General features: G+C 48.6%; 22 protein-coding genes. 11 read left to right on the forward strand and 11 right to left on the reverse strand.

Going from position 1 to position 24,245, the window contains the following annotated elements; all coding sequences use genetic code 11:
- Positions 1–66 precede the first annotated feature (66 nt).
- The 6 genes from ACFQ03_RS03575 to ACFQ03_RS03600 all read left to right on the forward strand — a co-directional run bounded on the left by ACFQ03_RS03575 (position 67) and on the right by ACFQ03_RS03600 (position 5,081).
- Positions 67–1,224, forward strand: a complete 1,158-nt coding sequence (locus ACFQ03_RS03575; RefSeq protein ID WP_144941202.1) for an ABC transporter ATP-binding protein — start codon at positions 67–69, stop codon at positions 1,222–1,224.
- On the forward strand, positions 1,221–1,886 hold the full coding sequence (locus ACFQ03_RS03580) for an ABC transporter permease (RefSeq protein WP_144941200.1): 666 nt from the start codon (positions 1,221–1,223) through the stop codon (positions 1,884–1,886). The genes ACFQ03_RS03575 and ACFQ03_RS03580 overlap by 4 nt, the downstream gene beginning before the upstream one ends.
- Before the next feature lie 72 nt (positions 1,887–1,958).
- A complete protein-coding gene (locus ACFQ03_RS03585) occupies positions 1,959–2,855 on the forward strand; it encodes a glycine betaine ABC transporter substrate-binding protein (RefSeq protein WP_144941198.1) in 897 nt (298 codons plus the stop codon).
- A gap of 30 nt (positions 2,856–2,885) precedes the next feature.
- Positions 2,886–3,515, forward strand: a complete 630-nt coding sequence (locus ACFQ03_RS03590) for an ABC transporter permease (RefSeq protein ID WP_379286104.1) — start codon at positions 2,886–2,888, stop codon at positions 3,513–3,515.
- A gap of 100 nt (positions 3,516–3,615) precedes the next feature.
- Entirely contained in the window at positions 3,616–3,975 is a 360-nt protein-coding gene (locus ACFQ03_RS03595; RefSeq protein ID WP_379286106.1) for a TFIIB-type zinc ribbon-containing protein, read from the forward strand.
- 185 nt (positions 3,976–4,160) lie between these two features.
- Complete coding sequence (locus ACFQ03_RS03600) at positions 4,161–5,081, forward strand: prenyltransferase (RefSeq protein WP_379286108.1); 921 nt, start codon at positions 4,161–4,163, stop codon at positions 5,079–5,081.
- Between the two features lie 96 nt (positions 5,082–5,177).
- Here ACFQ03_RS03600 and ACFQ03_RS03605 read toward each other — a convergent pair whose 3' ends face one another.
- Positions 5,178–5,714, reverse strand: a complete 537-nt coding sequence (locus tag ACFQ03_RS03605) for a glycerol-3-phosphate responsive antiterminator (protein WP_144941193.1) — start codon at positions 5,712–5,714, stop codon at positions 5,178–5,180.
- Between the two features lie 307 nt (positions 5,715–6,021).
- Between ACFQ03_RS03605 and ACFQ03_RS03610 the strand changes: the two genes are divergently transcribed.
- The 3 genes from ACFQ03_RS03610 (at position 6,022) to ACFQ03_RS03620 (ending at position 9,316) form a co-directional block, all read left to right on the forward strand.
- Positions 6,022–6,771, forward strand: a complete 750-nt coding sequence (locus ACFQ03_RS03610; protein WP_379286111.1) for an ABC transporter ATP-binding protein — start codon at positions 6,022–6,024, stop codon at positions 6,769–6,771.
- 39 nt (positions 6,772–6,810) lie between these two features.
- Positions 6,811–8,154, forward strand: a complete 1,344-nt coding sequence (locus ACFQ03_RS03615) for an ABC transporter permease (protein WP_379286113.1) — start codon at positions 6,811–6,813, stop codon at positions 8,152–8,154.
- A 76-nt stretch (positions 8,155–8,230) separates the two neighbouring features.
- Positions 8,231–9,316, forward strand: a complete 1,086-nt coding sequence (locus ACFQ03_RS03620) for an efflux RND transporter periplasmic adaptor subunit (RefSeq protein WP_379286115.1) — start codon at positions 8,231–8,233, stop codon at positions 9,314–9,316.
- A gap of 394 nt (positions 9,317–9,710) precedes the next feature.
- Here the strand turns inward: ACFQ03_RS03620 and ACFQ03_RS03625 are convergent, their stop codons facing one another.
- The 3 genes from ACFQ03_RS03625 to ACFQ03_RS03635 form a co-directional block, all read right to left on the reverse strand.
- The gene (locus ACFQ03_RS03625) at positions 9,711–10,544 is read right to left on the reverse strand and encodes an HAD family hydrolase (RefSeq protein ID WP_144941185.1); all 834 of its coding nucleotides are present in this window, start codon (positions 10,542–10,544) and stop codon (positions 9,711–9,713) included.
- A gap of 241 nt (positions 10,545–10,785) precedes the next feature.
- Complete coding sequence (locus ACFQ03_RS03630) at positions 10,786–11,574, reverse strand: MgtC/SapB family protein (protein WP_144941183.1); 789 nt, start codon at positions 11,572–11,574, stop codon at positions 10,786–10,788.
- Positions 11,575–11,981: 407 nt separating this feature from the next.
- Positions 11,982–12,488, reverse strand: a complete 507-nt coding sequence (locus ACFQ03_RS03635) for a hypothetical protein (RefSeq protein WP_379286118.1) — start codon at positions 12,486–12,488, stop codon at positions 11,982–11,984.
- Between the two features lie 333 nt (positions 12,489–12,821).
- Here ACFQ03_RS03635 and ACFQ03_RS03640 point away from each other — a divergent pair, with 333 nt between their 5' ends.
- On the forward strand, positions 12,822–13,436 hold the full coding sequence (locus tag ACFQ03_RS03640) for a hypothetical protein (protein ID WP_379286120.1): 615 nt from the start codon (positions 12,822–12,824) through the stop codon (positions 13,434–13,436).
- Between the two features lie 45 nt (positions 13,437–13,481).
- Positions 13,482–13,640: a hypothetical protein gene (locus ACFQ03_RS03645; RefSeq protein WP_186328418.1), complete on the forward strand. Its 159-nt coding sequence runs from the start codon at positions 13,482–13,484 to the stop codon at positions 13,638–13,640.
- A 491-nt stretch (positions 13,641–14,131) separates the two neighbouring features.
- On the opposite strand, the gene ACFQ03_RS03650 is transcribed toward ACFQ03_RS03645, so the two are convergent.
- The 7 genes from ACFQ03_RS03650 to ACFQ03_RS03680 all read right to left on the reverse strand — a co-directional run bounded on the left by ACFQ03_RS03650 (position 14,132) and on the right by ACFQ03_RS03680 (position 24,238).
- Positions 14,132–15,340 (reverse strand): MFS transporter, encoded by a 1,209-nt coding sequence (locus ACFQ03_RS03650; protein WP_144939402.1) that lies wholly within the window; start codon positions 15,338–15,340, stop codon positions 14,132–14,134.
- A gap of 327 nt (positions 15,341–15,667) precedes the next feature.
- On the reverse strand, positions 15,668–16,525 hold the full coding sequence (locus tag ACFQ03_RS03655; protein ID WP_144939410.1) for a MurR/RpiR family transcriptional regulator: 858 nt from the start codon (positions 16,523–16,525) through the stop codon (positions 15,668–15,670).
- Positions 16,526–16,677: 152 nt separating this feature from the next.
- Positions 16,678–18,417: a hypothetical protein gene (locus ACFQ03_RS03660; RefSeq protein ID WP_144939401.1), complete on the reverse strand. Its 1,740-nt coding sequence runs from the start codon at positions 18,415–18,417 to the stop codon at positions 16,678–16,680.
- Positions 18,418–18,460: 43 nt separating this feature from the next.
- Complete coding sequence (locus ACFQ03_RS03665; RefSeq protein ID WP_144939399.1) at positions 18,461–19,717, reverse strand: efflux RND transporter periplasmic adaptor subunit; 1,257 nt, start codon at positions 19,715–19,717, stop codon at positions 18,461–18,463.
- Positions 19,718–19,745: 28 nt separating this feature from the next.
- On the reverse strand, positions 19,746–22,847 hold the full coding sequence (locus ACFQ03_RS03670; protein WP_144939397.1) for an efflux RND transporter permease subunit: 3,102 nt from the start codon (positions 22,845–22,847) through the stop codon (positions 19,746–19,748).
- Between the two features lie 271 nt (positions 22,848–23,118).
- Positions 23,119–23,850 carry a glycerophosphodiester phosphodiesterase gene (locus ACFQ03_RS03675; protein ID WP_379286123.1) on the reverse strand — a complete coding sequence of 244 codons (732 nt, stop codon included), beginning with the start codon at positions 23,848–23,850 and terminating at the stop codon, positions 23,119–23,121.
- Positions 23,851–24,106: 256 nt separating this feature from the next.
- On the reverse strand, positions 24,107–24,238 hold the full coding sequence (locus tag ACFQ03_RS03680) for a hypothetical protein (protein WP_379286125.1): 132 nt from the start codon (positions 24,236–24,238) through the stop codon (positions 24,107–24,109).
- Positions 24,239–24,245: the final 7 nt, after the last annotated feature.

A 24,245-nucleotide genomic window follows, 5' to 3' on the forward strand; every position in this document is an offset into this window, starting at 1 on the left:
AAAAGGGTAAAAAATGGGTAATTGGCTTAGTCGGTAAAAACTAAATAGATGGGGTGGTTACGAAGAATGATTCGATTTGAAGGAGTAAACAAGACGTATGAGGACGGATTTGTCGCCATTAAAAACCTCAATTTGGAATTCAGTGAAGGCGGCATCAACGTGCTGATCGGCCCTAGCGGATGCGGGAAAACGACGACCATGAAGCTGATCAACCGGCTGATCCATCCGAGCAAAGGAAAGGTCTATGTTCACGGCAAAGATATTTCCAAGATCGATCCGGTAGAGCTGCGCCGAAGCATCGGTTATGTCATTCAGAATATCGGGTTGTTCCCCCATATGACCATTGCCCGGAATGTGGCTGTCGTTCCCCGCCTGCTCAAATGGGATAAAGAACGTATCGACCGCCGGGTGGATGAGCTGTTAACCATGGTTAACCTCGATCCGGACACTTACCGGAACCGATACCCGTCCGAATTGAGCGGAGGACAACAGCAGCGGATCGGAGTTATACGCGCATTGGCTGCCGAGCCCAGCATCATTCTGATGGATGAACCCTTCAGCGCTCTGGACCCGATCAGCCGGGAACAGCTTCAGGATGAATTGATCCGGCTGCAGCAGGAATTGAAGAAAACGATCGTTTTCGTTACCCATGATATGGATGAAGCCATCAAAATCGCCGACAACATTGTGCTGATGAAGGACGGAGAAATAGTGCAGCAGGGAAGCCCGGAGCAGATTTTGCGGCATCCGGCTAACGATTTTGTCAAGAGCTTCGTTGGGAAAAAGCGCCTTCAGAACGGCGGCGAGCATCCTGAAGAGCTTCCTACGGTGGATGAAGTCATGGCAGAGCAGCCCGTGACCGCTTTCCCGTCCCGCGGATTGGCGGAAGCGATCAAAATTATGGAAAGAAGACGGGTCGACTCCCTCATTGTAGTAGACAAAAACAACAAACTTCTCGGCCACGCCTCCATCTTTCAGGTTCTGGACAGGTTCAGAGAAGAGAATATGACATTGGCCGACGTCATGAAGCCGTTCGAGCACGTTGTCCCGACCGGTACTTCCCTGGCTGTTGCTCTTAATCTGATGAACGAACATCATCTGCCCTACGTTCCGGTCGTTCGTGACGGCCATCAATTCGCCGGCTTGATAACGAAAGGAAGCATCGTTCGGCACATCGCCGACGTGTATACTCCGACTGACGGACAGGAGGGCGCTACGGGATGAACCAAACGATTTGGGAATTTCTAATGGATCGTCTCCCCGATATTGGGAAAGCGTTTCAGGAACATTTAATGATCGCTTCCGCCGCTATGCTGTTTGGCTGCCTTGTCGCTATTCCCGTAGGGGTGTGGCTGTCCGCCAACCGGGTTCAATGGATTAACTCGGTTATTTTCACTATTGCTAATGTCCTTCAAACGATCCCCAGCCTGGCTCTTCTCGCTCTACTCATTCCATTGTTCGGCATCGGTACCCAACCAGCCATCATCGCCCTGTTTCTATATTCGCTTATGCCTCTAATGAGAAACACCTATTCGGGATTTCAGGCTGTCGATCGGAACCTGCTGGAGGCCGCTCGCGGAATGGGCTACAGTGCGGGACAGAGATTGCTGCGAATCCAGCTGCCTCTCTCCTTCCCTTATATCATGACGGGAATCCGGATCACGGCCGTCTATATTATTAATTGGACCACTCTGGCCGCTCTGATTGGCGCCGGCGGGCTCGGTCAACTTATTCTGTCGGGTTTGGCCGTCAACAAGAAGGAATTGATCTTTACCGGTGCGGTTATTGCCGTGCTGCTGGCCCTGCTGATTGACTTTCTGTTCGGGTTGCTGGAGAAGTCAGTGTCAAGCCGCATGAAGGTTCAAGCTTCGACGGATCCAAGCTGAGAAGGTCAAACTTTCTCTTAGAACCAAGACCAATAAGGCGGGACCGTAAACCATTACAGACGGGGGTATTCTATGAAAGTTTATATAACTAAGGCAGTCGGAATCCTGCTGCTGGCCGCCGTCATGGCGGGAATGACCGGCTGTGGAAGTAAAAACCAATTGATCATCGGCGCGCAAACCTATACCGAGACGAAAATTATTGCTGCCATGTACCAAATCCTGATTGAGGAGCAAACGGACTTGAAGGTTAGAACGATGCCGGACTTGGCTTCCAGCCCGGTAATCATCAACGCCATGAAGAAGAATGACATTCAAATGGCTACGCTATATTCCGGGGAAATCTTTAACAATCACTTTCCCGTTGAGGAAAGCAAGGGCCGGGAGGATGTGCTGCGGCAAGCCCAGGAGGGGTTTGACAAATATTTTAATTTCAAATGGTTCGATCCTTATGGCTTTGAGAACACTTATGCCTTCACCGTTCGTCAAGCGGAAGCCGAGAACAATCATTTGCAGCAAATTTCCGATCTTAAAGATCTGGCCTCCACAATGCGGCTGGGCGTCGATACTTCCTGGCTGGAGCGGAATGACGACGGTTATAAGGCCTTCTCGGAAACATACGGGCTCCAATTCGGGGAGCTGTTCCCTATGGAGATCGGGCTTGTATACGAGGCCGTTGCTAATGACGAGGTCGATATTGTGCTGGCCTACTCTACCGATCCCCGGTTGAAAGAATTTAATTTGACTACGTTAAAAGATGATAAACAATTCTTCCCTCCTTACGATGCTTCTCCTGTGATCCGAAAAGAAGTTCTTGAACAGCATCCGGAATTGAATGATATCATCGGGCAGCTCGTCGGCAAGATCGATGAGGATACGATGACCTCATTGAATTACGAAGTGGATATTAATAAACGCAGTGAGAAAGCGGTCGCCCGCGAATTTCTAAATAAATTGGGCTTGCTCAAGTAACCTCATTTAAGAAGTCTAGGGGGAATGTTTATGGATAGATTTATGGAGTATATAAGCGAAAACTGGATGGATTTATTATATTTGACTTATGACCATATCATGATGGTGGTTCTTGGGGTTCTCTTTGCACTGATCGTAGGCATTCCTCTCGGAATCGTCTGTTCCCTGGACCGCAGGCTGGCTGCCGTCATTCTCACCATTGCCAACGTCATCCAGGTCATTCCCAGTCTTGCGCTGCTCGTCATGCTGATGATTTTGTTAGGATTAGGTTCACAGACCGTCATCGTAGGACTGTTCCTCTATTCCCTGCTTCCGATCATCCGCAATACTTATGTCGGATTGAACGAAATTAACTCCAGTGTGACCGAAGCCGGCCGCGGTGTAGGAATGAGTCCCTTGCAAATTCTAATCAAAGTCCAGCTTCCATTGTCTCTTCCGTTTATTATGACCGGAATTCGGGTCGCGGCCGTCATCGCCATCGGTGTCGCGGCAGTGGCTCCTTTCGTCGGCGGGGACGGACTTGGCCGTGAAATTTATTCCGGCATTAATTACCGCAATGATCTGCGTATATACGGCGGCGCTATCCCGGCGGCTTTGCTGGCTATTGCTGCCGATATTGTTCTCGGCAAACTGCAGAAGAGACTAAAATTTGACAAGTAATATGCCAAGGAGGTCTTCTTGAAACCGGTCCTCCCAAACTGGCATAATAGATTCAGGTTGATTATGCAGCTTGACCTACTCTAATATTGGAGGGTTTCGTATGAAATGTCCCATTTGCAATGATGTTAGGATGCGTGAGGTTGAGAAGGACGGAGTGCTGATTGATGTATGTCCTGATTGCAAAGGAGTATGGCTGGACCGCGGCGAGCTGGAGAAATTGATGAAAGGCGTTCAGGAGCTGCGTGCGGAGTATGATGAGTGGTATGACCGCGAAGAGCCCGACCGGCTCGATGCCAGAGAAACACGGCGGCCGGACAGTTACAGCTACGACGAACGGGACGGAGGCCGTCCATATCGGGATTCCTACCCCTCGAAGGACGAGCGGCACGGTTATCCTCCCAAGCATAAAAGAAAAAAGAAGAAAAATGTTTTTGATATATTCGAAGATTTGTTTGATTAAAAAGGTATGAATGCTGCAGAGAACTTGGAGCCGTCCGGTCAACGACCGGGCGGTTCTTTGATTAGCGGCAAAAGATGGCTATATACTCACTTTTGAGGCTAGTGTTATGATAGAAAAGAGAATATGTCCTCTGCATAAGGGCAAAAAAAGAAGTCGGAAAGCAACGTGAAAAGGAGATGGCATCCATGAGCCGGGCCAAGCTGTTTCTTAGAGCATCAAGATTTCAAGTGATCCCTGTCATGATTCTGCCGGTGATGATTGGCAGCATCGGAGCTTATGCCTGGAATCATGTATTTGATTGGAAATGGTTCGCCGTCACTCTGTTGGGGGCGGTTGCCTTGCACTTATTCTCCAATATGATAAATGATTTGTGGGATTACCGCAGCGGCGCCGATATTGCGGCACATGCGGAGCCCGGAACGATCTCTACCCATTCCGGCATGCTGACGGGCGGCAAGCTGTCGGAATCCAATTTCGCAAGAATGACTTGGGCACTGTTCGGCATCAGTTTACTATGCGGCATTCTGCTGATCTATTTTCGGGGAAGCATGGTTCTGGTGTATGGCGGGATCGGGGCGCTGCTTGCTTACTTCTATGTTGCTCCTCCCATCCGCTACGGATACAGAGGTAAGGGCTTGAGCGAAATTTCGATTTTCGTCAGCTTCGGCATCCTTCCCGTTCTGGGCAGCCATTACGTTCAAGCGCTGCAATTCGATGCCCGCGCCTTACTGGCCTCCTTCCCTATCGGAGGGTTGACGACGTTAATCCTGTTCAATCATCATTTCTTGCATTGGCAAGCCGATAGATTGGCCGGCAAGAACACCCTTGTAGTGGTGCTTGGAGAGAACGGCGCGCAGAAAGTGTCGCTGGCTATCTTTGGTGCAAGCTACGGTTTTCTGCTGCTTGCAGTCGCCCTCGGTGCCCTGCCCGTCTATTCACTGGTCGCCTTGATCACAGCGAACCGGCTGCTCAAGGTCTACAGGCAGCTTCAAGGGAGCAATCCTCCAGCCGCCTATGCTCCGCTTATGAAAGCCTCGCTATCAGCAAGTGTGAACACCGGGCTTATCATAAGCGCTTCATTGTGGCTGCAAGGCTTTTTGCAATAATGTTCGACATTATTCTATAATACTTGGTAATACTTGACGTTAATCGCGGTCTTTCGCCAATTGTAAATAACCTCACAAACTATCAAAAAAAGACCCCTACCAAAATTCGGGGTCGCCAACAGACACATAATCGGCGCCGCTGTTGAGAGCGGTCTCGATTTCGTCTTTATAACGGATCAATCCTCCGACAATGAGCGGGCGGTTGATCCTTCTTTTCATTTCGTTGATCACCCGGGGCATCAGGCCGGGCATAAGCTCGACCTTATCCGGCTTGCTGGTCGCAATCATTTTGATCGCGGTTTCAAAAGCACCCGAATCTATCGCGAACACCCTCTGAATCGTCTTCAAGCCGGCATATTTAGCGGCGGAGATAGCATTGCTCTTGGTCGATACAATCCCGTCCGCCCGGAAAACCTCAGCCAAATATTGAACCGCCGAAGCATCCCGCCCGATTCCGTCCACCATTTCGATATGCACGTATACTTCCTTATTGGTCGAGTGCAGTTGGAAAATGATTTCCTTCAGACTCATAATATCACCGGACATCAGAATGACCTTCTTGACCCGGCTGTTCTTCACTTCATCCAGCTGCTCTTTCTTCGTCATGGCAGCAATAATAGAATTGTGATCCATATCTCCAACCTGCCTTTTTCTATAGAATAACGGCCAAAGCACTAATAATCCTAGTTTACCATAATTTTCGCCATTTAAGGTCACGGTTTGCTTCCGGCAATTCACAAATCGTATACTATTAAAGTACATAAATATTTCCAGCGTAAAATTTTTTTGAGAGATTTGTATAAGGAAGTGCGCCTTGACAGGACGTGCGAAGTTCCGGTTTCTTGTATGCCCACAGGGTACAAAGCCAACATCGGCACCCGATATATAGATTTGCCGGCTTGGCTGCACAAACATTCCAATACCGAAGCGGAGGCAAAGCATGCTTGAGGTACGACAGTTATCCCATACTTTCCAGAATGGTACCGAACAAACCCCCGTGTTGAAAGAGATCAATTTCCGCGTTGACAAAGGAGAAATGATTTCGCTTCTGGGCAGCTCGGGCTCGGGGAAATCAACGTTGTTAAATCTTATGGCGGGACTGATGAAGCCTACCGAAGGCTCGATCCTTATTTCCGGCCAACCGATAGAGAAGATGAATGAAAACCAGCTGGCCGAGTTTCGCAGAACCCATATCGGATTTATCTTTCAGTCTTATGAGCTAATCCCTCATTTCACCGTCAGGGAAAATGTAGAGCTTCCGTTAGTTTTCCATGGCGTTAAACCGTCTGTGAGGAAGGAAAAATCGATGAAGCTTCTTAGCCAGGTCGGCTTGGCCGACAAAACAGAGCTGTTCCCTTCCCAATTATCCGGAGGGCAGCAGCAGCGAGTGAGCATTGCCCGATCGCTTATTACGGAGCCGGCCATCGTCTTCGCGGATGAACCAACCGGAAATCTGGATTCCAAAACCGAACAAGAAATTATCGATCTTCTGATCGACCTGAATGCTAACTCCGGAATCACTTTCGTCATCGTTACTCACGAACAGGAAGTGGCTATGCAAACAGGGAGAATCATTCATTTGAAAGATGGCGAGTTGACCGAAGATACTCGCGGCAGAGCAATAACCGGCCCTGCTATTCCCGCGGTCTCCGGGAATGAAGCATTTATGAACGAGGAACAAGGGACGTGACATAATCGAATGTATAAATAAAGGACAGGGATATGCATTATGAGATGGACCGACTATTTAAGATTGGGCTGGGATCAGCTAAAACGCCGTTTGGTCGTCACATTGCTGTGCGTGATCGGCATTGCCATCGGCTCTTCCTCGATTATCGTTGCGCTGGCGTTCGGGGAATCAGTGACTCAGTTCAGCGAGCAGCGAATCGGCTTTTACTTGAAAACCGACGAGATTCAAATTTATCCGGGACAAGATTCAAGCGACTCCGCCGAAAATAAGGATTCCCGCTCCACCTCAGGCGCTTACGACATCTCCAAGCAGAAAATTGAGATTATCCGGTCGCTGCCTAATGTGATCAGCATCGCGCCTTTCAACAGGCTTCAATACTTCAACTTCACCGCTGATTCCACGAAGAAGGGCTCTGCCGAGCTGATAGCGACCGATTTGACCGCCATGAAGGACTTTGGCTTCGAGCTGCAGCAGGGGGCCTATCAGGATCTGAATAACGCCATTATCTTGAGTTATGGGGCCACCGTCAATTTATACGACGAAAGAACTGCGGCCATTCGCAGAACGCAGTCTCAGCGCATTTCCTCTTCTCGTGAGGAGGAGCCGTTGATCCCCTACCCTCTGTATCAAAAAACTATTCTGCTGGAATTTGCCGACGTACAGACGGATGGAACCCTGCAAACCGTATCCTTCCCGGTTCGGGTAATCGGAATTCTCAAGAAGCCGGAGGGAATGCCGGATTCTATGGTTCGCTATGATCGGACAGCGTATATTTCGCTTGAGCTTGGAGAGAGAATCCAGGAAGCCATGCAAAAGAGCAGGTCCGCAAACCGGTTCGTAGAGAAAAGCATCAAAGCTAAGGTCGATTCGGTCGAACATGTGCGGCAAACGGAAGAATGGATCCGCAAGCTGAAGCTGAACACGCAATCCAATCTGCAGCGGCAGGAGTCCATGCAGCAGGAATTTGTCATCGTCCGTCTGGTCTTCGGAGGAATCGGACTGTTCATTCTATTCGTGGCGTCCATCTCCATTATCGTGGCCATGACGATGTCCACCTATCAGCGCCGAAGGCAGATCGGCATTATGAAGGTACTGGGGTCGAACTTGAGGCAAATTCGAAATATGTTTATCGTCGAGTCCACTCTGCTCGGCCTGCTGGGAGGAATCGCCGGAATCGTGTTATCGTACTGGGTCATTTGGTTGATCAATATTGTCGTTCAGAAGTTTTCCGAAGGAAGCTCTAGTGAAGAGCTGCTGTTCATCAGCTTCTGGATTCTGCCGGTCGGCCTGTTCTTCGCCGTACTGACAGGGGTGTTATCCGGCATCTTCCCTGCCATCAAGGCCTCCCGGACGGACGCTCTTACGGCCATCAAACGGGAATGAGAAACGCAGAGCTCCTGCTTTGGAATAGTGTCAAGACCATTATCAATGCTTCATCATGTCTAGGAGGTTAAGGTTGATGCGCAAGAAAAAAAGATGGATTCCGGTGCTGCTCATTGCCGGAGTGCTCGGGATTACCGCCTTTCTCTATATACAGAGCCGCCCTGTCAACAATATGGAAGCTTCCGCACCGCAGTCCTACAGTCAGGCCCTTGAATTTGAGGCCAAGCAGGAAGCGCTTGTGCAGACAATCGAAGTCAAGGGGAAATCGTCTTACATCCGCGAGACGGCCGTCTACGCCCCTTTCGCCGGGACGATTCAATCTTGGGCGGTGAAGGAAGGCGAGCAAATCAGCGAGGGAGCTCTTCTGTTCGAGATGGAAACGGACGACCTGCGTAAGCAGTTGGCGGTCAAACAGGCCAATGTGGATAAAATGCAAACCGAGCAAAAAATTCAGCAGGCCGTTCAATCCCTTGCTCCCGATTCATCAAGGACTACTGCCGCTTCCGTTGGGGAACAAGAAGCTTTCGCACGCTATACGGATAAAGAAACAGACAAGCTGCAGCAGAAGCTCGATTCAATCAACCTTGCCATGCTGCAGAATGAAATCAAGGAGACCCAGGAGCTGATATCGGAAGCCCGATATTTGGCCAAAGCCGACGGGATATTTCTGTTCGATGAGAAGAAAGAGCCCAAGAGGGTGGCCGAACAGGAGCTGCTCGGCAAAATCGTCGATTTGACACAGTTAAAAATGGTCGCTACCGTGGGAGAGTACGAAGTTTTCCAGATTAAAGAGGGGCTGCCTGTTGACGTTCGAATCGATGCGCTTCCCAATGACAAGCTCAAAGGGAAGGTTACCGAAGTATCCAAATTTGCCAAAAGCGGAAACGACGGAGTATCGAAGTTCGAAGTAACGGTCGAGCTTGAGCCTCATGACCGGCTGATTGCCGGTCTCGGTCTGACGGGGACGATCATCGTCGACCAGAAGGATAATGCTCTGGTCGTTCCGACGATTACGGTCCAGAGAGACGGAGATGATTATTTCGTCTATGTCCTTAACGGGACGGAGCCGGAGAAGAGAATCGTCCAAATCGGCATCGAAACAGCCGAGCAAACGGAAATTATTGAAGGATTGCAAGAAGGTGACAAGGTCGTGCTCCAATAAGGATCACGACCTTGTCGTCGTTCATTCGGTTCCCGGACGTCCGTCCAACGTATGAAAATGCTCGAATCTGACAAGCACGCGGTTCGGGCAACAACACGCTGTTGGCACAGCACCAGCACCTTAAAGACAGTCAAAAGTGCATGTCTATCCGCACCAAATTCCGAAAATCAACCGAATTGAAAAATTTACCTGCACTTATGTTGATCTTTTGCCGATTCTCGTCTTAGCCTTCCAAAAGACCTGCATTATTGCTGTAGAATTGCAGGCCTTTTGCTTTTTAACAGCGCAGCCTTGCTCCACCGGCCAATTTTAGTGAATGCTCTACGCTCAATGTGTCCCCTCCCTGCGTGCTGTGACACAGGGACAACAGACAACACTGTAGCCCATCGCTTCCTTATCCCGCTCCCATTCCCGATGACCTCTCCTGACGGGATGGCAGGCAGAACGTATGTATTGCCTCTACAACACCGTCCCCGTAGCTATCCAGACATACATAATCCGCCTTTTCCTTTAATAACGGATGACTGTTAGCTACAGCGACGCCGACTCCCGCGGTCTCGATCATGTCCAGATCGTTGAGCTGGTTGCCGATAGCCATAACCTGAGACGGTTTCAGGTGAAGTCTGTTCATCAGCTTCTTAAGAGCTTGGCCTTTGCTCTGGTTTTCCGGGATGATCTCCAGAAAGTCGATTTCAGACTGGAAGACAGAATACTGATTTCCAAGCTTTCGTAAATAAGCATCCCATATCGGCTGTATTTTCTGGAAATCGCCGATCCACAACACCTTTTGCAATGTGGCCGACTTCCATTCCTCCGTCGTAAAATCAATCAGGCGGCAGGATATGCCTTCTTTATGCTCAAATCTATCCACATCCTCGGTTCTTCGGAATACGGAAATCTGATTCTCTTCGAACAGCAGTACCGAGATTCCTTCCCGGTCCGCCTCTTCCATCGCCGGAATCAAATCATCTAGCTTCATAGGCACCATTTCCAACGTCCGCTCGCGGTCGGCGATCACCGATCCGTTACAGAGAATAAAAGGCAGATCGATATCCAACGCCTCGACCACCGTCCGTACCGTCAGGCCGGGCCTTCCGGTAGCGAACGTAAACATCCCTCCTGCCTCCGTGAAGCGGCGGACCGCCATGCGGACCTTCTCGGTTAATTGGTGATCGGCGGACAGCAAAGTCCCGTCCAAATCACTGACTATCAATTTGATTTCACCCATGTCCATTCTCTCCCTTGTTCTTTATCTATTGCGGCAGCCAGTTCCTGGGGAAACAAATAGTACAGGTGTATGACCCCAATGCGATTACTCATTTTGCTCTCTGCCCAAACCACGGAAGGCTTATCATCATGCCAACCCGAATTTCGGCATAAAAAACCGCAAGCAACAGCGGTTCCCTATCCCAATCAAGGAAACTGGCGTGCCTGCGGGTTTTCTCATCATCTCCACCCACATAAATGGATTATCCTGCTTTATTAATTCCCTTGCCCTTCTGAAATGCAGCCCGGCCTTTGCCCGACTTGCCGCTGCCGGAAATATGACCTGAATCTACGGCCAGTACGGTTTCCAAGCGTGTCAATTCGTCCAATGCATCCACCAGCTTATCCGCACTGAGAAGCTGCAGCGTCAACCGAATCTTGATGATGTTCTCATCCTCGCTAAACATAAGCCCCTGCTCATGCTCCATATGGATATTCTTGATCTGAATGGAATGATTGCCTAAGAGGGTCGCTATATTTCCAAGGCTTCCCGGCCGGTCAACAATTCTCAGGGTGATTTCCTGAGTCCGACGATGCCACATCATATGCTTCTCCCACTTGTTCAGGAGAAACAGACTGATCAGTACGAGACCGGTGACCAGTATGGCAGCATAATAAAAGCCGGCCCCTACGGACAATCCGATCGCGGCCACTACCCAGATGGACGCCGCTGTCGTTAACCCCGACACGGTAGGGCCTGTGCGCAGGATAGCTCCTGCTCCCAAGAAACCGATCCCGCTGATGACCTGCGCAGCCAGCCGCGCCGGGTCGGTACGAACGTTAGCCTCGTAAACAAATGCGGAGAATCCGTAAATGGACAGCAGCATAATCGAGGCCGACCCGACACATACCAGGATATGTGTGCGAAAACCTGCCGCGTGGTTGTTCCACTCTCTCTCCAATCCGATAAGCCCCCCCAGAAGAAGAGCGAGAATGATTCTTATCGTTAAATCAAAATTGCTGATCTGCCAGAGTTCTGGATTGATACTCATAAGCTTGCTCCTTCCCGTCAATAAACAATATGCCAAAAAGACGATGAGCCGACCACCAGAAACCACACCTATCCCAAGGCATTAATGGTTTCCGGGGTTCTCTCATCGTCTCTACCCAAACGGAATCACAGTATATCTATTATGCTTGCACTCTTGGCAAAATGTCAATGGTTTTTCGAGCATATAACCGCTCGATGTCCACAAATAGTTTAATAAACAAAAAAAGGCCGCCATTTATTGTGATAAAAGGCAGCCCCTTAATACTAAATACCTCCAGTCGTTGAACCACTTACCGGAACATCTATTACTTTTCCGATCCCTTCAATAATAATATTTAAGCTTAGGGTCCCATTTGCTGTCGACTTATATGTTGTAGCAGAAGTTTTTATTGAAGTAACATTTCCTTGTTACCAAGAAACCCCAAGAGTAAAACCATGCAACTGGGTGTTAGCCGACAAAGAAGTAATTTCTCGGTCTTGTGGATATTTTCCAACATCATAAGTGATCGTAGCATATAATTTAACCCAGTAGGTGTAAAAATCCCCTATTGTATAGTCGTGTGTTACAACGTTGCTCCCAGCAATAGAGAAATCGGCCTGGGTATCATACGGATTTGCTGTACCTAATTGTTCACTAATCTGATTCTTAGAAGATAATACTAGTGCAGCTAATTCATCAACATTATTTACCTTAATGCCTTCAAAACCATCCGGGTAGTCTTCAGGATCAATAGTTCTAATTGTAATATCAGCAGAAGCTAGCAATTCGTCAATACTATTTAAAGAACCCTTATAATTGTCAATTACAGATTGTGGTAAAAGGTCTTTTACATCAACTACATTATTTTTGTTGTCTCTGATGCCAGGGCCGAAGAAGCAAAGGAAAGAAATGCAATTAAACCTACCATTAAACATCGCAAAATTACTGAAGGCTTAATCATTTAATGAAATCCTTTCTTCTGATTATTATGATGGCTGCGCAACCATTCATTGTTACAAATATTACCATATATAGACTTTAGTTTACATGGGTCTTAAGTGCGTAATTTGGAAAAATAGGGTATTTTTTAGGAATGTTAATGATATTATTAATATATCAAATAAATTTAGAAAGCAACTGCTGGTTGTGATGAACTACTATACAAACCATCGCTTGTTTAAGTGTTTTTCAATATATCAACAACTAGTTATATATTCGCATAAATCAATTATGCAGAATGGCTTTATAATATGGAGGTGTTTTAAAGCGTGAATCGGATGTTTAGATTTTTATCAATTCTTCTCGTCTTATTACCAGTACTTTTCATGCTACGGTTTCCTAACAAAACTTTTTTAGTCTCTAAATTTTATGACTACTTTAATTTAAGGATTGAAGGCAAAACAGTATTTATATTGCCTATCATAATCTTTGTTTGTTTTGTTATTGGAATCTTTTTACTTATAAAGCATTACAAAAAAAGGAGACTTTTAATCATACTATGTCTAACACTTGCCCCCATATTGCTATTCAAAGCATATATATATTTATTTGTTCATGATGTACGCGCTTTATACTACAATCAAAAAAATAGTTTTTGTGAAATAGGTGTAAATAAAAAGGACGGCCATACTGGATATTGTCAATTTCAAATTACAAATCGCTCAAACAAAGAGATTCGTTTCAAAATCACTATAAGCGACAAGAATTTTATTGATAAAGATTTGAGAGAAATAGTGAGAGAAAGAGAAGAAGAAATCCATACCGCTGGTGCCAATACCACAAAAGTTTTTGAATTAGTATTTCGGAAAGAAGCTGGCTCCGCATCGGATGTATTATCTAAGAAATATTCGGGGATTAACATTGATGTCACAAACGCCCCTTAGAGAGAGATAGATTCAGGTACTTTAACATTTTGACATGGAAGCTAAATGAACTCAACAAGAAAAAGCGTGCTGGTTAAAATTACGGTTTGCTTGTCGATTATCCTGCTGGCTGTGGCCGCTTTTGTGTCGTTCTATAACTTCCCCAAGACGATAGAACTTGAATATCCTGCAGTTTATGTGTTTTACCGGAAATCTCCTCCATAAACAATCTTTTCATTTCCGCACCGGCAACACTTACGAAGAAGCCAGAATTGTGGAATCGAAAACCAACAAATTTACACAACACTTATTCCAAGGATTTTCCTTATTCCATACCACTACATTTCTCCCCAACGTAGTGTTTTGGAATTTTTTTATTCTTTCGCACGCTCCCCGGTCGGCTCGTTAACTCTCCAATATATGCGAATGTATTCCTTTTGTGGACATCCGACATCCTATATAGGTGTTGCTTTCAAAACGAGCAAAAGTGCACGTCTTTTTGCGAATATTCGGTAAATCTCGCAGAAGACGTGCGAATCCGCAGGTCTATCCCCACCCCATGCGGAAAAAACTGTACTTTCGCTGGTCATTCGCCGACTTTGGCTAAAATCCTTCTGAAGACCTGCATTTCTGTCGGTCCTTACGTGGTAACGAGCAACGGTTCACCGGCCTTTTAACCGTCGATCTTACGGCAAATTCGTCCACAGCCTAACAAGCTATACTTTTGCAACGGAGGTCTCCTGCGGCGGAAGCTCCGGGGTCATCTCCAGCTTTTTCTGAAAGTATGGAATGGAAAACAAGGTGCCTATAGCAACGGAGATCAATAGGACAAAGACTACTCCCGAGAAATCTTTAACGAACAAGATAAGTACCAGCATTACACAGCGCGTTAAGCAGATCAAGCATTCCCGCCATACCAGCAGTGAGGACTGCCTCTCGGGAGGATGGTGGCTGATGGCTCTGAACTGCTGGGCATTCCAGGTCGTACCGAAGTAGAACAAGCCAACGGTCGTCATGACATTAGACAATATGAGCACCACGGGCACCGGGTACAGCATCAGCAGAAAACCGCCGGCCAGCAGCAGAATGGCCGCATGGAGCCAGTTCCGTTCTCCAAGCTTGAGCTTGCGATACAGAAACAGGGCAAATAATGAGGAAGAGGTGTACAGCGTATTCAACAGAGCTATGATCGTCTTGTCTTCCGTTATGCTGAATGTAAAGAGGAGAGCAAACAAGCCTTGAAACTGCAGGAACAGTCCGGCGGCCAGACAGGACGGAATAAGCCATTTCAGCCTGGGCTCCATGAAGACCTGCCGGTATTTCATCGTTTCCCCCCAGTTCTGCTGGCGGAGGTCCTTGGACTTTAACGATATTCGGGGAAGCGTTAGCGCGGTTATAAGCATGCCGGTCACAAACAGCAGCATCAAGGTGAAGGAGCCGGAATAGCCGAACCAGCCGATCACTTGAGCCGCAACGATAGGAACCGACATATTGGTAATCTGGGAAATAGTGTTCGAGGCGGCAAAAAAATTGCCGAATTCCTGCCCTTTGCCGGAAGTGGAGATACTTAAATTTTGGGCACAGGAAAAGAAGCCCCACATTATGCCCACCGGCATTCCGATGATGGATATCCACAGCATCCGATTATCGAGATGCAGAAAGGAAAGTAGGAGGAAGGCGGTCCCACCGGATAAAGCGGACAGCCCGAATAACAGCCGGATCGACCAGCGCTTCAAGAGCCATGCTCCAAGCGAGAAGGATAGCGCCCAAGTAAGAAACAGGAACAAATTAAACCAGGCTACATCAGCGATTCGATGCCCCTGCTCCCAAATATAAAGGTTCACAAAAATCCCGATGTAGATAAAAATAATGAATGACATGGCATTCATTAAGAGCAGCCTGCGGAACTCTTTGGGCAATCCCACGGACGATCCTCTACTTTCATTGATGTCATTAACCGCGTTACCCTTAACTTAGCACGTCCGTTATCTTTTTCCGAGGCTCAAATATCGTCTAAAATCGCCGCTTGGAGGCAAATTGGAAGGATTCAGCCAATAAATGCCGCGTCCTCGAATCGTGTAGTTTTATTTAGCGTCTTTTAAGCTGTTTTGGAGTTACGATGAATACAGCCCTTATTTAAGACCGGTTTCCTCAAACTTGAAAAAATAGCTGCACTATTACTTTTAATCGGCACATTTTTCCATAAACGTGCAAAATTAAGTGTACTTATGCTCTTATTATCGGCAGGAAGCTTAGCCGTTTCTTTTGGAAAACCGAACGGCATTCCTTGTTTTCTCAAGAGCGAGAATATTCTCGTCGTAATTCTGGCTGGCAATGCCGACATATAAAATGTCAATGACATTAAGCTGCGCAATTCGGGAAGCCATCGCTCCGCTGCGGATGCTTTTTTCCAAGGAGCTGGTAAAAAGCCTTATTCCCGCCAATTCCATGACCGGGTTATTGCCGAATTTGGTCAAGGAGATGATCGAGGCCCCGCTCTCCCGGGCTACCGTCAACGCCTGGATGATATCCTCAGTCTGACCGGAATAGGATATCCCGAAGGCGACATCGGTTTCCATCAGATTAGCGGCAAGAGTTGCCATCGAATTGAAATCGTAGGCCGCCTCGCACCAGCGGTTAATTCGGGTCAGCTTCTGCTTGAAATCCTCGGCGATAACTGCGGACGCACCGACTCCGAATACCGTGATCTTACGGGCCGAGCTCATCGTTTGGATCGCGTTCTCCACATCGGCTACCCTCAGCACCGACATCGTATCCTGAATCGACTGAATATTGTTATGGGATATCGATTCGATGAGGGAGCTGGTCGAACCGTCCATCTGTATTTCTTGATAGGAATTGATTTCCCGTGTGTTCTGTGCCAAATCGGCAGCTATCTTGATCTTGAGCTCCTGAAACCCTTTGAGCTGCAGGGACCGGGATAACCGGACAATCGTAGCCACGCTCACGCCGGCCAGTTCGGCCAGCTTCTGTACGGACAAATTGACCACCTTGTCCGGGTGCTCCAGGATGTACTTGGCCGCCTTCTGCTCCATCGGCTTCAACGAGCTTAACGCTTCCCGCAAACTTACTAATCCGCCACTTATCATATTCAATCACTCTTTCCCCATAGTCTACTCCTATATCCTCTCAAAAACCGTTACTCAAATTATAATGAATATAATTTCCCTAATCAAATATTACCTTGAAATTTTATTCCTTAACAAAAAAAGCCCCCGCCGAAAAGACAGGGGCCTTGGGATTAATGCTGTTTCAATGTTTTGACAAGCCGTTTGGCTTCTCCCTGCGGAGTTTCAATCGCTTCGTAGATTCGAATGGTTAATGGGTATTCGTACTGATCCGTTCGCAAATCTTTAAACTCTACCGTTTGCACCCCACTGATCAACCGGTTCATTCCCGTGAACGAGAAATGCTCTTGAGCAATAGTCCGTCCGAGTGTATCGATCAGTTCGACCTTCATGGTGGAGAAGCTCTGATCGAGAACCACTCTGTCCTTCCGTTGAATGTCCAGATCCAATTGAAGTTTATACGAGTAAGTGACATAGCCCGGCATCGGGTTCGTGCTGGTCAGGAGCGTCCAATCCTTCAGTTCGACATCGAACGGATAGAAGGACAAGCGCGAGCTCGTTTCGTCCTGCTTCATGATCTCCGTCTGATAGGCGCTGATCGTCGTACGATAAGGCTTTGCAGTCTGGCTGTCCACCAGGAATAACCCCAGCTTCTCCTCGTTCTCCGATTCCGGGATGGCAAATGAATAGCTGACGGTATAGCTTAAATTGGGCATCAGCTTCTCCGTGGAAGAGATTTGGCGGACCCCGCTGTACGTATATCCTCCGCTATTCTTCAAATCGACATCGAATACGGGCACGGGCACGGGCTGCTCGCCCTTGTTGCGAAGCTTGAATTTGGCAATCGCCGTCTTATAGCCTTCCCCTTGGTTCTCATGCATGTAAAGCTCGACCAGCGATACGTCCACATCCGGATGAATTAACGAATTCACGTCGTCCACCTTCATCGGGGTGTCCATCACATACCGGTTTAACCCGTGCAAGGAAAAGCCCGTCTTTCCCGGCAGAACCACGTTCAATCGTCCTATCTCGTACGGAATGGGAGTCAGCTTGCCGGTCGGATCGGCGACCATGAAATTTTCCTGAGTGAGCAGGTTGAAGCTTTCCAGGTCCACATTATTTTTGACCGGGATGGCGTAATGGATATACTCCCGTTCCCCCGGCTCCAGCGTAATGGGCTCCGTCTCTGCCCGTTGTCCCTTGAACACGGACTTCCCCGACTTGCCTTCCAGCATAAAGTCGGGAACGGTCTCCATCGTCGTGCCCGGATTCTCGACAAGCAGCGTTATCAGCTTAACCGGACCGGTTGGCGTATTCTCTTCCTCCACTTTGGAAGGGGTATACCGCAGCGGGGAAGTCAGCGATGGAATCGTGAACGATTCTCCCCATTTCAGTACCGCGCCCTGCCGGTTAATTTCATCCCCGCTGCCCGTCCATTCCAACTGCTGAACCGGTACGGTCAGCATTTCGGTCTCCACCTTGGGGTATACATACATATCAATATCGACCCAACTGATTTCCGAAACGTTGAACCCGGTACGGTCGACCGAGGTCATATAACTGAGCTCAATCTTCTCCTTGGGCTGCACCGTCCTTGCATTCGTTGCGCTTGGCTGCAGCGTATATTGCAAGCCGTCCGACGTGCGCACCCTGACTTCATAATCCGGCACCCGCGCGTTGCGGCCGCTGTTATTCTCCATCTTGACCACAATTCCTATGCGCGAACCGGTATCGTTACGTTCGTTAAGGACGCTCTTCACTTCGACGGACAGAGCTTCCGTCAATGAATAGACCGCGCTCGTCTGCTCGGCTGCAACCGGAAGGTCACCCGCCGCATAAGCACTGTATCCGGAAGACAGCAGGGAGGCGGTCAGAACGACCGCCGACAATGTTTTTTTCCAACGTACTACCATAGTTTCTCCTCCCCAGGACGTTCTTCTTGCTATTTCAACGTTTTTAGTCGGCTACTTTAACGGTTTCCTGATCCACCAGTTGATGCTGTCCCGATATGACCAGCCGCTCCCCTTCTTCAACGCCCGACAGAATTTCTTGATTCAATCCGTCCAGCCGGCCCAATTCCACTTTCCGTCTCTCCACATGGTCCTGCTTGAGGATAAAGACGTAGCTGTCGGAGCCTTCCCGAACAATGCTGGAGGTCGGCACGGCTAAGACAAGCTGCTCCTCCTCGGTAAGCATCAGTTGAACACGAGTTCCCGGCTTCAATTTATGCTCCTCGTTGGGCACCTCCACATTCAACTCGTAGGTTTTCGTATCTACATTCATGACATCCGCCAGGTAGGTTATGGTTCCCTGCATCTTCTCTCCGCTGTCCGGCACATAGAAGGATACCTGTTCTTGGCCACGCAGGTAGGAAGCCGCCTCCTCCGTAAGTCTGGCCGTTATTTTGGCGGGATTCAATTGCTCGATTCTTCCAACCTGTACCCCTGGAGACAGGGTGGTCTTCTCGACAACGGACAATTCGGTCAGAATGCCGCTCACCGGCGCTTTAACTTCATAATACTGCAGGCTCCGGTCAATCTCCTGCAAGTTTAGCTGCGAGGACTCCAATTGAACCTCCAGGGCAGCCATCGAATTGGACGATTCCATCGTGGCAAGCTTCTTGCGCATAATATCCAGGTCCATTCGCTGGTTGTTCAGTTGGGTTTCCATCTGCTCCAGCTCCATCTTGGTGGCCTGCCCGAGATCATAATCGTTGCGCAGCTTGTTGTAGTTTTTCTCCATTTCGGCAATGGCCTGCTCCTGCTTCTGAATCGAATTCTTCATCTCGGTCAAGCCGTTGACGTAGTCTCGCTGCGCACGCTCCAGCTCAGCCTGGGCGCTCTTCACGCTGAGCAGCCCTTTCTGCCGCTGTACCTGGACATCATGCTTATCGATCTTAAGGATGACATCCCCTTCGTTGACATAGTCCCCGCGTTTCTTTACCAACTGAACCACATCGCCGTTTGCTTTGGCAAAGACGTCCATCCTAAGAGACGGAACGACTTCAGCGACTTGCTCCAGCGGCTCTCCGATTTTCTGTTTTTCTATATTTATCGTCTTAACCGTCTTCACCTGCTGTTCTTGCTCCACAGACGGGTTTGCAGAGGTCACCGGATCGGCACTGCAGCCGGAGATTAGGGCCGCGCTGATAACAACCGCTCCAAGCACTGCGGAAACCTTAGTCCGTTTGTTCATTCGTTCCATGTGCTTCATTATGCCTGATTCTCCTTTACTCTTACGATTATTGGGCTGCGGAAGTTGCCGTTGCTTGGGACGCTTTCGGCGATCTGCGGAAGATCCGTGCCAGCCTTCTATTCACAGAATGAATTAAGTCATAGACGATCGGTACAATAACCAGCGTCAATATAGTGGAGGTAATTAATCCTCCAATGACGACGACGGCCAACCCTTTGGAAATCAAGGCTCCTTTGGAGAAGCCCATCGCCAGTGGCATGAGAGCAAATATGGTGGCTCCTGCGGTCATCAGAATGGGGCGCAAGCGCTCCATAGCTCCTTCGATAAGCGCGTCGCGAACCGGAAGGTTCTCTTCCCGCAGCTGCTGCACGCGGTCTATCATGACGATCGCGTTCGTTACCACAATCCCGATTAACATCATGAATCCGATCAAGGAAGTGACGTTCAGTGATTCCGAGGTAATCAACAAGCCCAGCAATCCGCCGATTACAGCCAATGGCAGAGAGAACAGAATGGCGAATGGCGCACTGGCATTTCCGAAGGTGAGAACCATGATCAAATAAACAATGAAGATGGCAGCTCCCATCGCGACGAACAAGTCACCAAATCCTTCGCTGATGTTATCCGATACACCGGACACTTCCCGGGTGACACCGGACGGAAGCTCCAATTGATCCAGGGCGGCAGCCACTCTGGCGCTTACTCCGCCTTTGTCCTTGCTGTCGATAGCAGCCGTTACCCGAAGCGTCTGACTCTGATTATCTCTGGCGATGGACACCGGAGCGTCAATCTGCCGGAGCTTGGCGATTTCGTTCAGCTGCACCTTGGCACCGGTAGGTGAAGTCAATTGGATTTTTCCTAATGCCTCCAATGAATCTTTGTATTTATCGTCTAGTTCAACTACAGTTTTGTACAGGACATTGTCAAATTTCAGATCACCCAGCTTTTCCTTGCCGATCCAACCGGCCACCGTCTGCATGACTTCCGCTGAAGTCAGACCGTATACTCTCGCCTTGTTCTGGTCCACCATCACTTCAACTTCGGTCTTCAATTCACTCAGACTGTCCTTGATCGACGTCATCTCCGGGAATTCCTTCAGCTTCTCCTTAACAAGAGCAGCCGCCTGCTGCAGGACCAATGTATCCTCGCCTTTAAGCAGATAGGAGAAGTCCACTCCCCCGCCGCCGTCTCCGCCGAACGAAATCAATGAGCCGGAAACCTGAGAGCCTTTGGGAAGCTCGTACAAGACTTGCTCTTTCAATTCATTCAATGCCTTCTTGGCATTCGTAGCTTCAGAGGCCGCGGTAAACAGGGTGGCCTTATAAGGAACCACATCTTCACTGAAATCATAGCCTACCAGCGATTCGATATAAGTGAATTTAGGCTGTCCGTTAACGTCCTTCTGTTCCCGAATCATATCTTCGATTTCCTTCATCTTCGCATCCATCATTTCCATGGACGTTTCCCTCGGCATGTTAACCGACAGATACATGTGCTTGTCTGATTCACTCTCCGGCATGAAGGAGATGGCCAGGTTGGGAACGATCAGAACAATGGACAGGATGAACATCAGCCCGGACAACAGCAAAGTTTTGATCCGATGCTTTAAGCTCCACTCCAAAGCGCTCTTGTAACGCAGAGTAACTTTGCCTACGGTATGTTCCTTCGCTATACTCTTGCTTCTCATGACCATCAATTTGGCCAGCATCGGAATGACCGTAAGTGCGACCAACAGAGAAGACATCAGCGCTACACCTAACGTAATGGCAAAAGGTCGGAATATCTCCCCGATCATGCCGCCTATGAAACCAAGCGGCCCAAACACTCCCACGGTGGTTATCGTAGAAGAAGTGATGGCGGCAGCCACCTGCTTGGTAGCCATCAATATAACCGATTCGTTGCGCTCATGCGCCTTCTGCAACTGGCTGTAAATATTCTCGATAACAACAATGGAGTCGTCCACGACCCGCCCGACCGCTATGGCCATTCCGCCTAACGTCATAATGTTAAGAGAGATGCCAAGCGGCGCCATGACCATTAGAGTGATCAATATCGATAGCGGAATGGAGACCAGCACGATCAAGGTCATTCGTACATTCCTCAGGAACAGCAGGATCATGATGGAAGCCAGCAGCGCACCGAGCGCTCCTTCTTGAACCATGCCATGGATCGAATTCTCTATATCGGTTGCGGAATTGTAAATCGTCTGGAAGGCGATGTTCGGATGAGTCTGCTTCCAGACTTCGATCATCCGGTCTACTTCGTTGCCGAATTGGACGGCGTTGGCGCTCTTGGTCTTGTATAAATGAACCCCAATAGCCGGCTTATCATCCAGCCGCCCGATAAATTTCGATTCGCTGATCGCCTCTATAGAAGCTATGTCCCTAAGGGTTAAGGTTTCTCCTGTCGGCGCGGTGAGCTTCATATTCTCCAAGCTGTAGATGGAATTAAACTCTCCCGTGATCCGAACCATCTGGTTATTTCCACGAAATTCAACGGTTCCCGCCGGACTGGACATAATGGAAGACTGGATATAACCGGCTACCTGTGCCGGTGTGAACCCGTAACGGCTAATCGCCGTCGCGTCCAGCTTAATGGTCAGCGCCGTCTCCTGATTCCCTATCGAATCGACGTGGTCCAGCCCGCTAACGGAGTTGAAGCCAGGCAAAATAACGTCCCGATAGATCTTGTCAAGCTCTGCCTGATTCATGCCCTCCTCACCATAGATGGCCATGTAATAGACCGGCGACGAAGCAAATCCGAATGTCTGTACTTTGGGCTTCTCCGCTCCCAGCGGCAGCCGAACGTTAGCGACCAGGCTTTCAATCTCTCTCTTCGCCTTGTCGAGATCGGCACCCTGCTTCAGCTCGACCATAATATTGGAGTAATTATCGCTCGAGGTTGAAGTCAGGTTTTTCAAGCCTTCCATGCCGGATATCGTCTTTTCCAACGGTTTAGTTACATGCTCAAGCACATCACTGGGCGGTGCCATATATTGCGTGTTGACCATAACCATGGGTAAGGAGATATCGGGCATACTTTCCACTTTCAATATAGATGAGGCATACATTCCCCCGCCAACGAGCATTATCATCATGATGATTAATGCCGCTACGTTTTTCATGGAAAATTTCGTAATACTCTCCATATTGGCTTGCTCCCCCCACTCCTGTTATTGGAACGGCCTTGGTCGGCCGAACCTTTCTAATTTTATTCACAAATAAGTATATCGATTGTCCCTATGGGTGACAGGTGGAAAAAGTCATAAAATGGCTATGATGCCGGTCATATTTTCCATATGACCCTTGTAATAAACCGATATGACCTATGATGCATTAATAAACTTTGCGTAAAAGAAAAGCAGCCCAAGGGGCTCCCCTGGACTGCTCATGCGAAGGATATATTATGAAATATCCGGGTTATTTCCCGGTCAGCAGCTTCTGCAGCTTAGCCGGGCAATCGGTAATAATCCCCGATACTCCGGCCTCAATCATCTTCCTCATATCATCCTCATTATTTACAGTATATACATAGACCTCATAGCCGCCTTCCCGCAAATCCCGGATATCCTCGGCCTGGATATAACGGAAGTGAGGATGAACCGAGTATAAAGGCGCCGGGCTTAAATCGGCATAGCCTCTGTGGCTGTACAGCTCATCGTAAAGAATCCCGATCTTCAAGTCCGGCTCCAGAGCCTTAAGACGGGCAAGACATTGATGGCGGAAGGAGGAAACCACGACGGAATCCAACCGGTCCGAGCTCCGAATCAGATCGACCAGTTTACCTTCGACAGCTCCATCATAAGTATTCTTCAGCTCGATGTTAATCATAATATGCTTCGGAACCAGTTCAAAAACCTCTGACAATAGAGGGATTCGCTCCCCGCGGAACGATTCGTCAAAACGGATTCCGGCGTCCAGCTGTTTCAGCTCTGCCACCGTCATGGAGCGGATGGCCCCGGTTCCATCCGTCGTCCGGTTGACCGTCGAATCGTGACAAACGACAATCTCCCCATCCGCAGTCAGATGAATGTCCAGCTCCAATCCGTCTGCCCCTTGCTCCAGAGCCTTCTGGAAGGCGATCAGCGTATTCTCGGGTGCTTCTGAAGCTGCCCCCCGATGACCGATATTCATTGTCCTCTTTGTGTTCATAACAATCTCCTTTGAATGGTTGGTGAGTACTTGCCAAGCCGCACAGCCGCATGACAAAAAAGACGCGATGAAACCACAAGCCCTTCGCTCTCGCAAAGCCTTGAATGCTTGCAGGTTTTCTCAGCGTCTCCACCTGAATTATTTGACTATCCCTATTATGTCAAGCTCATTCTGATCCGTCAATAGATTTCCTGGGCAAGCCGGCCCCGAATAAGCCGCTTCGTACGGGTCTGCCTCGTCCAGACATTATATTCTTCTATTTCTTGCGCCGTTTCGGGTTGATTTCTCCCTTTATCTTATTCGTTCTTGCATCCACAATCTGTATACTAAGCCCGGTGAAAGCACGGTTCAGCTCGAAGAGTTCCGCTATGGCTTCTTCTTTCGTCATTGGTCCC

Source organism: Paenibacillus residui (genome assembly GCF_042677205.1).
Classification (GTDB): Bacteria; Bacillota; Bacilli; order Paenibacillales; family NBRC-103111; genus Paenibacillus_L; species Paenibacillus_L residui.

Coding starts and splice junctions, on each gene's coding strand:
- ACFQ03_RS03635 (WP_379286118.1), bottom strand. CDS start 12,488: ATGTTTAATGGTAGGTTTAATTGCATTTCTTTCCTTTGCTTCTTCGGC.
- ACFQ03_RS03585 (WP_144941198.1), top strand. CDS start 1,959: ATGAAAGTTTATATAACTAAGGCAGTCGGAATCCTGCTGCTGGCCGCC.
- ACFQ03_RS03625 (WP_144941185.1), bottom strand. CDS start 10,544: ATGGGTGAAATCAAATTGATAGTCAGTGATTTGGACGGGACTTTGCTG.
- ACFQ03_RS03605 (WP_144941193.1), bottom strand. CDS start 5,714: ATGGATCACAATTCTATTATTGCTGCCATGACGAAGAAAGAGCAGCTG.
- ACFQ03_RS03580 (WP_144941200.1), top strand. CDS start 1,221: ATGAACCAAACGATTTGGGAATTTCTAATGGATCGTCTCCCCGATATT.
- ACFQ03_RS03595 (WP_379286106.1), top strand. CDS start 3,616: ATGAAATGTCCCATTTGCAATGATGTTAGGATGCGTGAGGTTGAGAAG.
- ACFQ03_RS03655 (WP_144939410.1), bottom strand. CDS start 16,525: ATGATAAGTGGCGGATTAGTAAGTTTGCGGGAAGCGTTAAGCTCGTTG.
- ACFQ03_RS03675 (WP_379286123.1), bottom strand. CDS start 23,850: ATGAACACAAAGAGGACAATGAATATCGGTCATCGGGGGGCAGCTTCA.
- ACFQ03_RS03660 (WP_144939401.1), bottom strand. CDS start 18,417: ATGGTAGTACGTTGGAAAAAAACATTGTCGGCGGTCGTTCTGACCGCC.
- ACFQ03_RS03620 (WP_379286115.1), top strand. CDS start 8,231: ATGCGCAAGAAAAAAAGATGGATTCCGGTGCTGCTCATTGCCGGAGTG.
- ACFQ03_RS03670 (WP_144939397.1), bottom strand. CDS start 22,847: ATGGAGAGTATTACGAAATTTTCCATGAAAAACGTAGCGGCATTAATC.
- ACFQ03_RS03665 (WP_144939399.1), bottom strand. CDS start 19,717: ATGAAGCACATGGAACGAATGAACAAACGGACTAAGGTTTCCGCAGTG.
- ACFQ03_RS03610 (WP_379286111.1), top strand. CDS start 6,022: ATGCTTGAGGTACGACAGTTATCCCATACTTTCCAGAATGGTACCGAA.
- ACFQ03_RS03575 (WP_144941202.1), top strand. CDS start 67: ATGATTCGATTTGAAGGAGTAAACAAGACGTATGAGGACGGATTTGTC.
- ACFQ03_RS03630 (WP_144941183.1), bottom strand. CDS start 11,574: ATGAGTATCAATCCAGAACTCTGGCAGATCAGCAATTTTGATTTAACG.
- ACFQ03_RS03590 (WP_379286104.1), top strand. CDS start 2,886: ATGGATAGATTTATGGAGTATATAAGCGAAAACTGGATGGATTTATTA.
- ACFQ03_RS03615 (WP_379286113.1), top strand. CDS start 6,811: ATGAGATGGACCGACTATTTAAGATTGGGCTGGGATCAGCTAAAACGC.
- ACFQ03_RS03680 (WP_379286125.1), bottom strand. CDS start 24,238: ATGACGAAAGAAGAAGCCATAGCGGAACTCTTCGAGCTGAACCGTGCT.
- ACFQ03_RS03645 (WP_186328418.1), top strand. CDS start 13,482: ATGAACTCAACAAGAAAAAGCGTGCTGGTTAAAATTACGGTTTGCTTG.
- ACFQ03_RS03600 (WP_379286108.1), top strand. CDS start 4,161: ATGAGCCGGGCCAAGCTGTTTCTTAGAGCATCAAGATTTCAAGTGATC.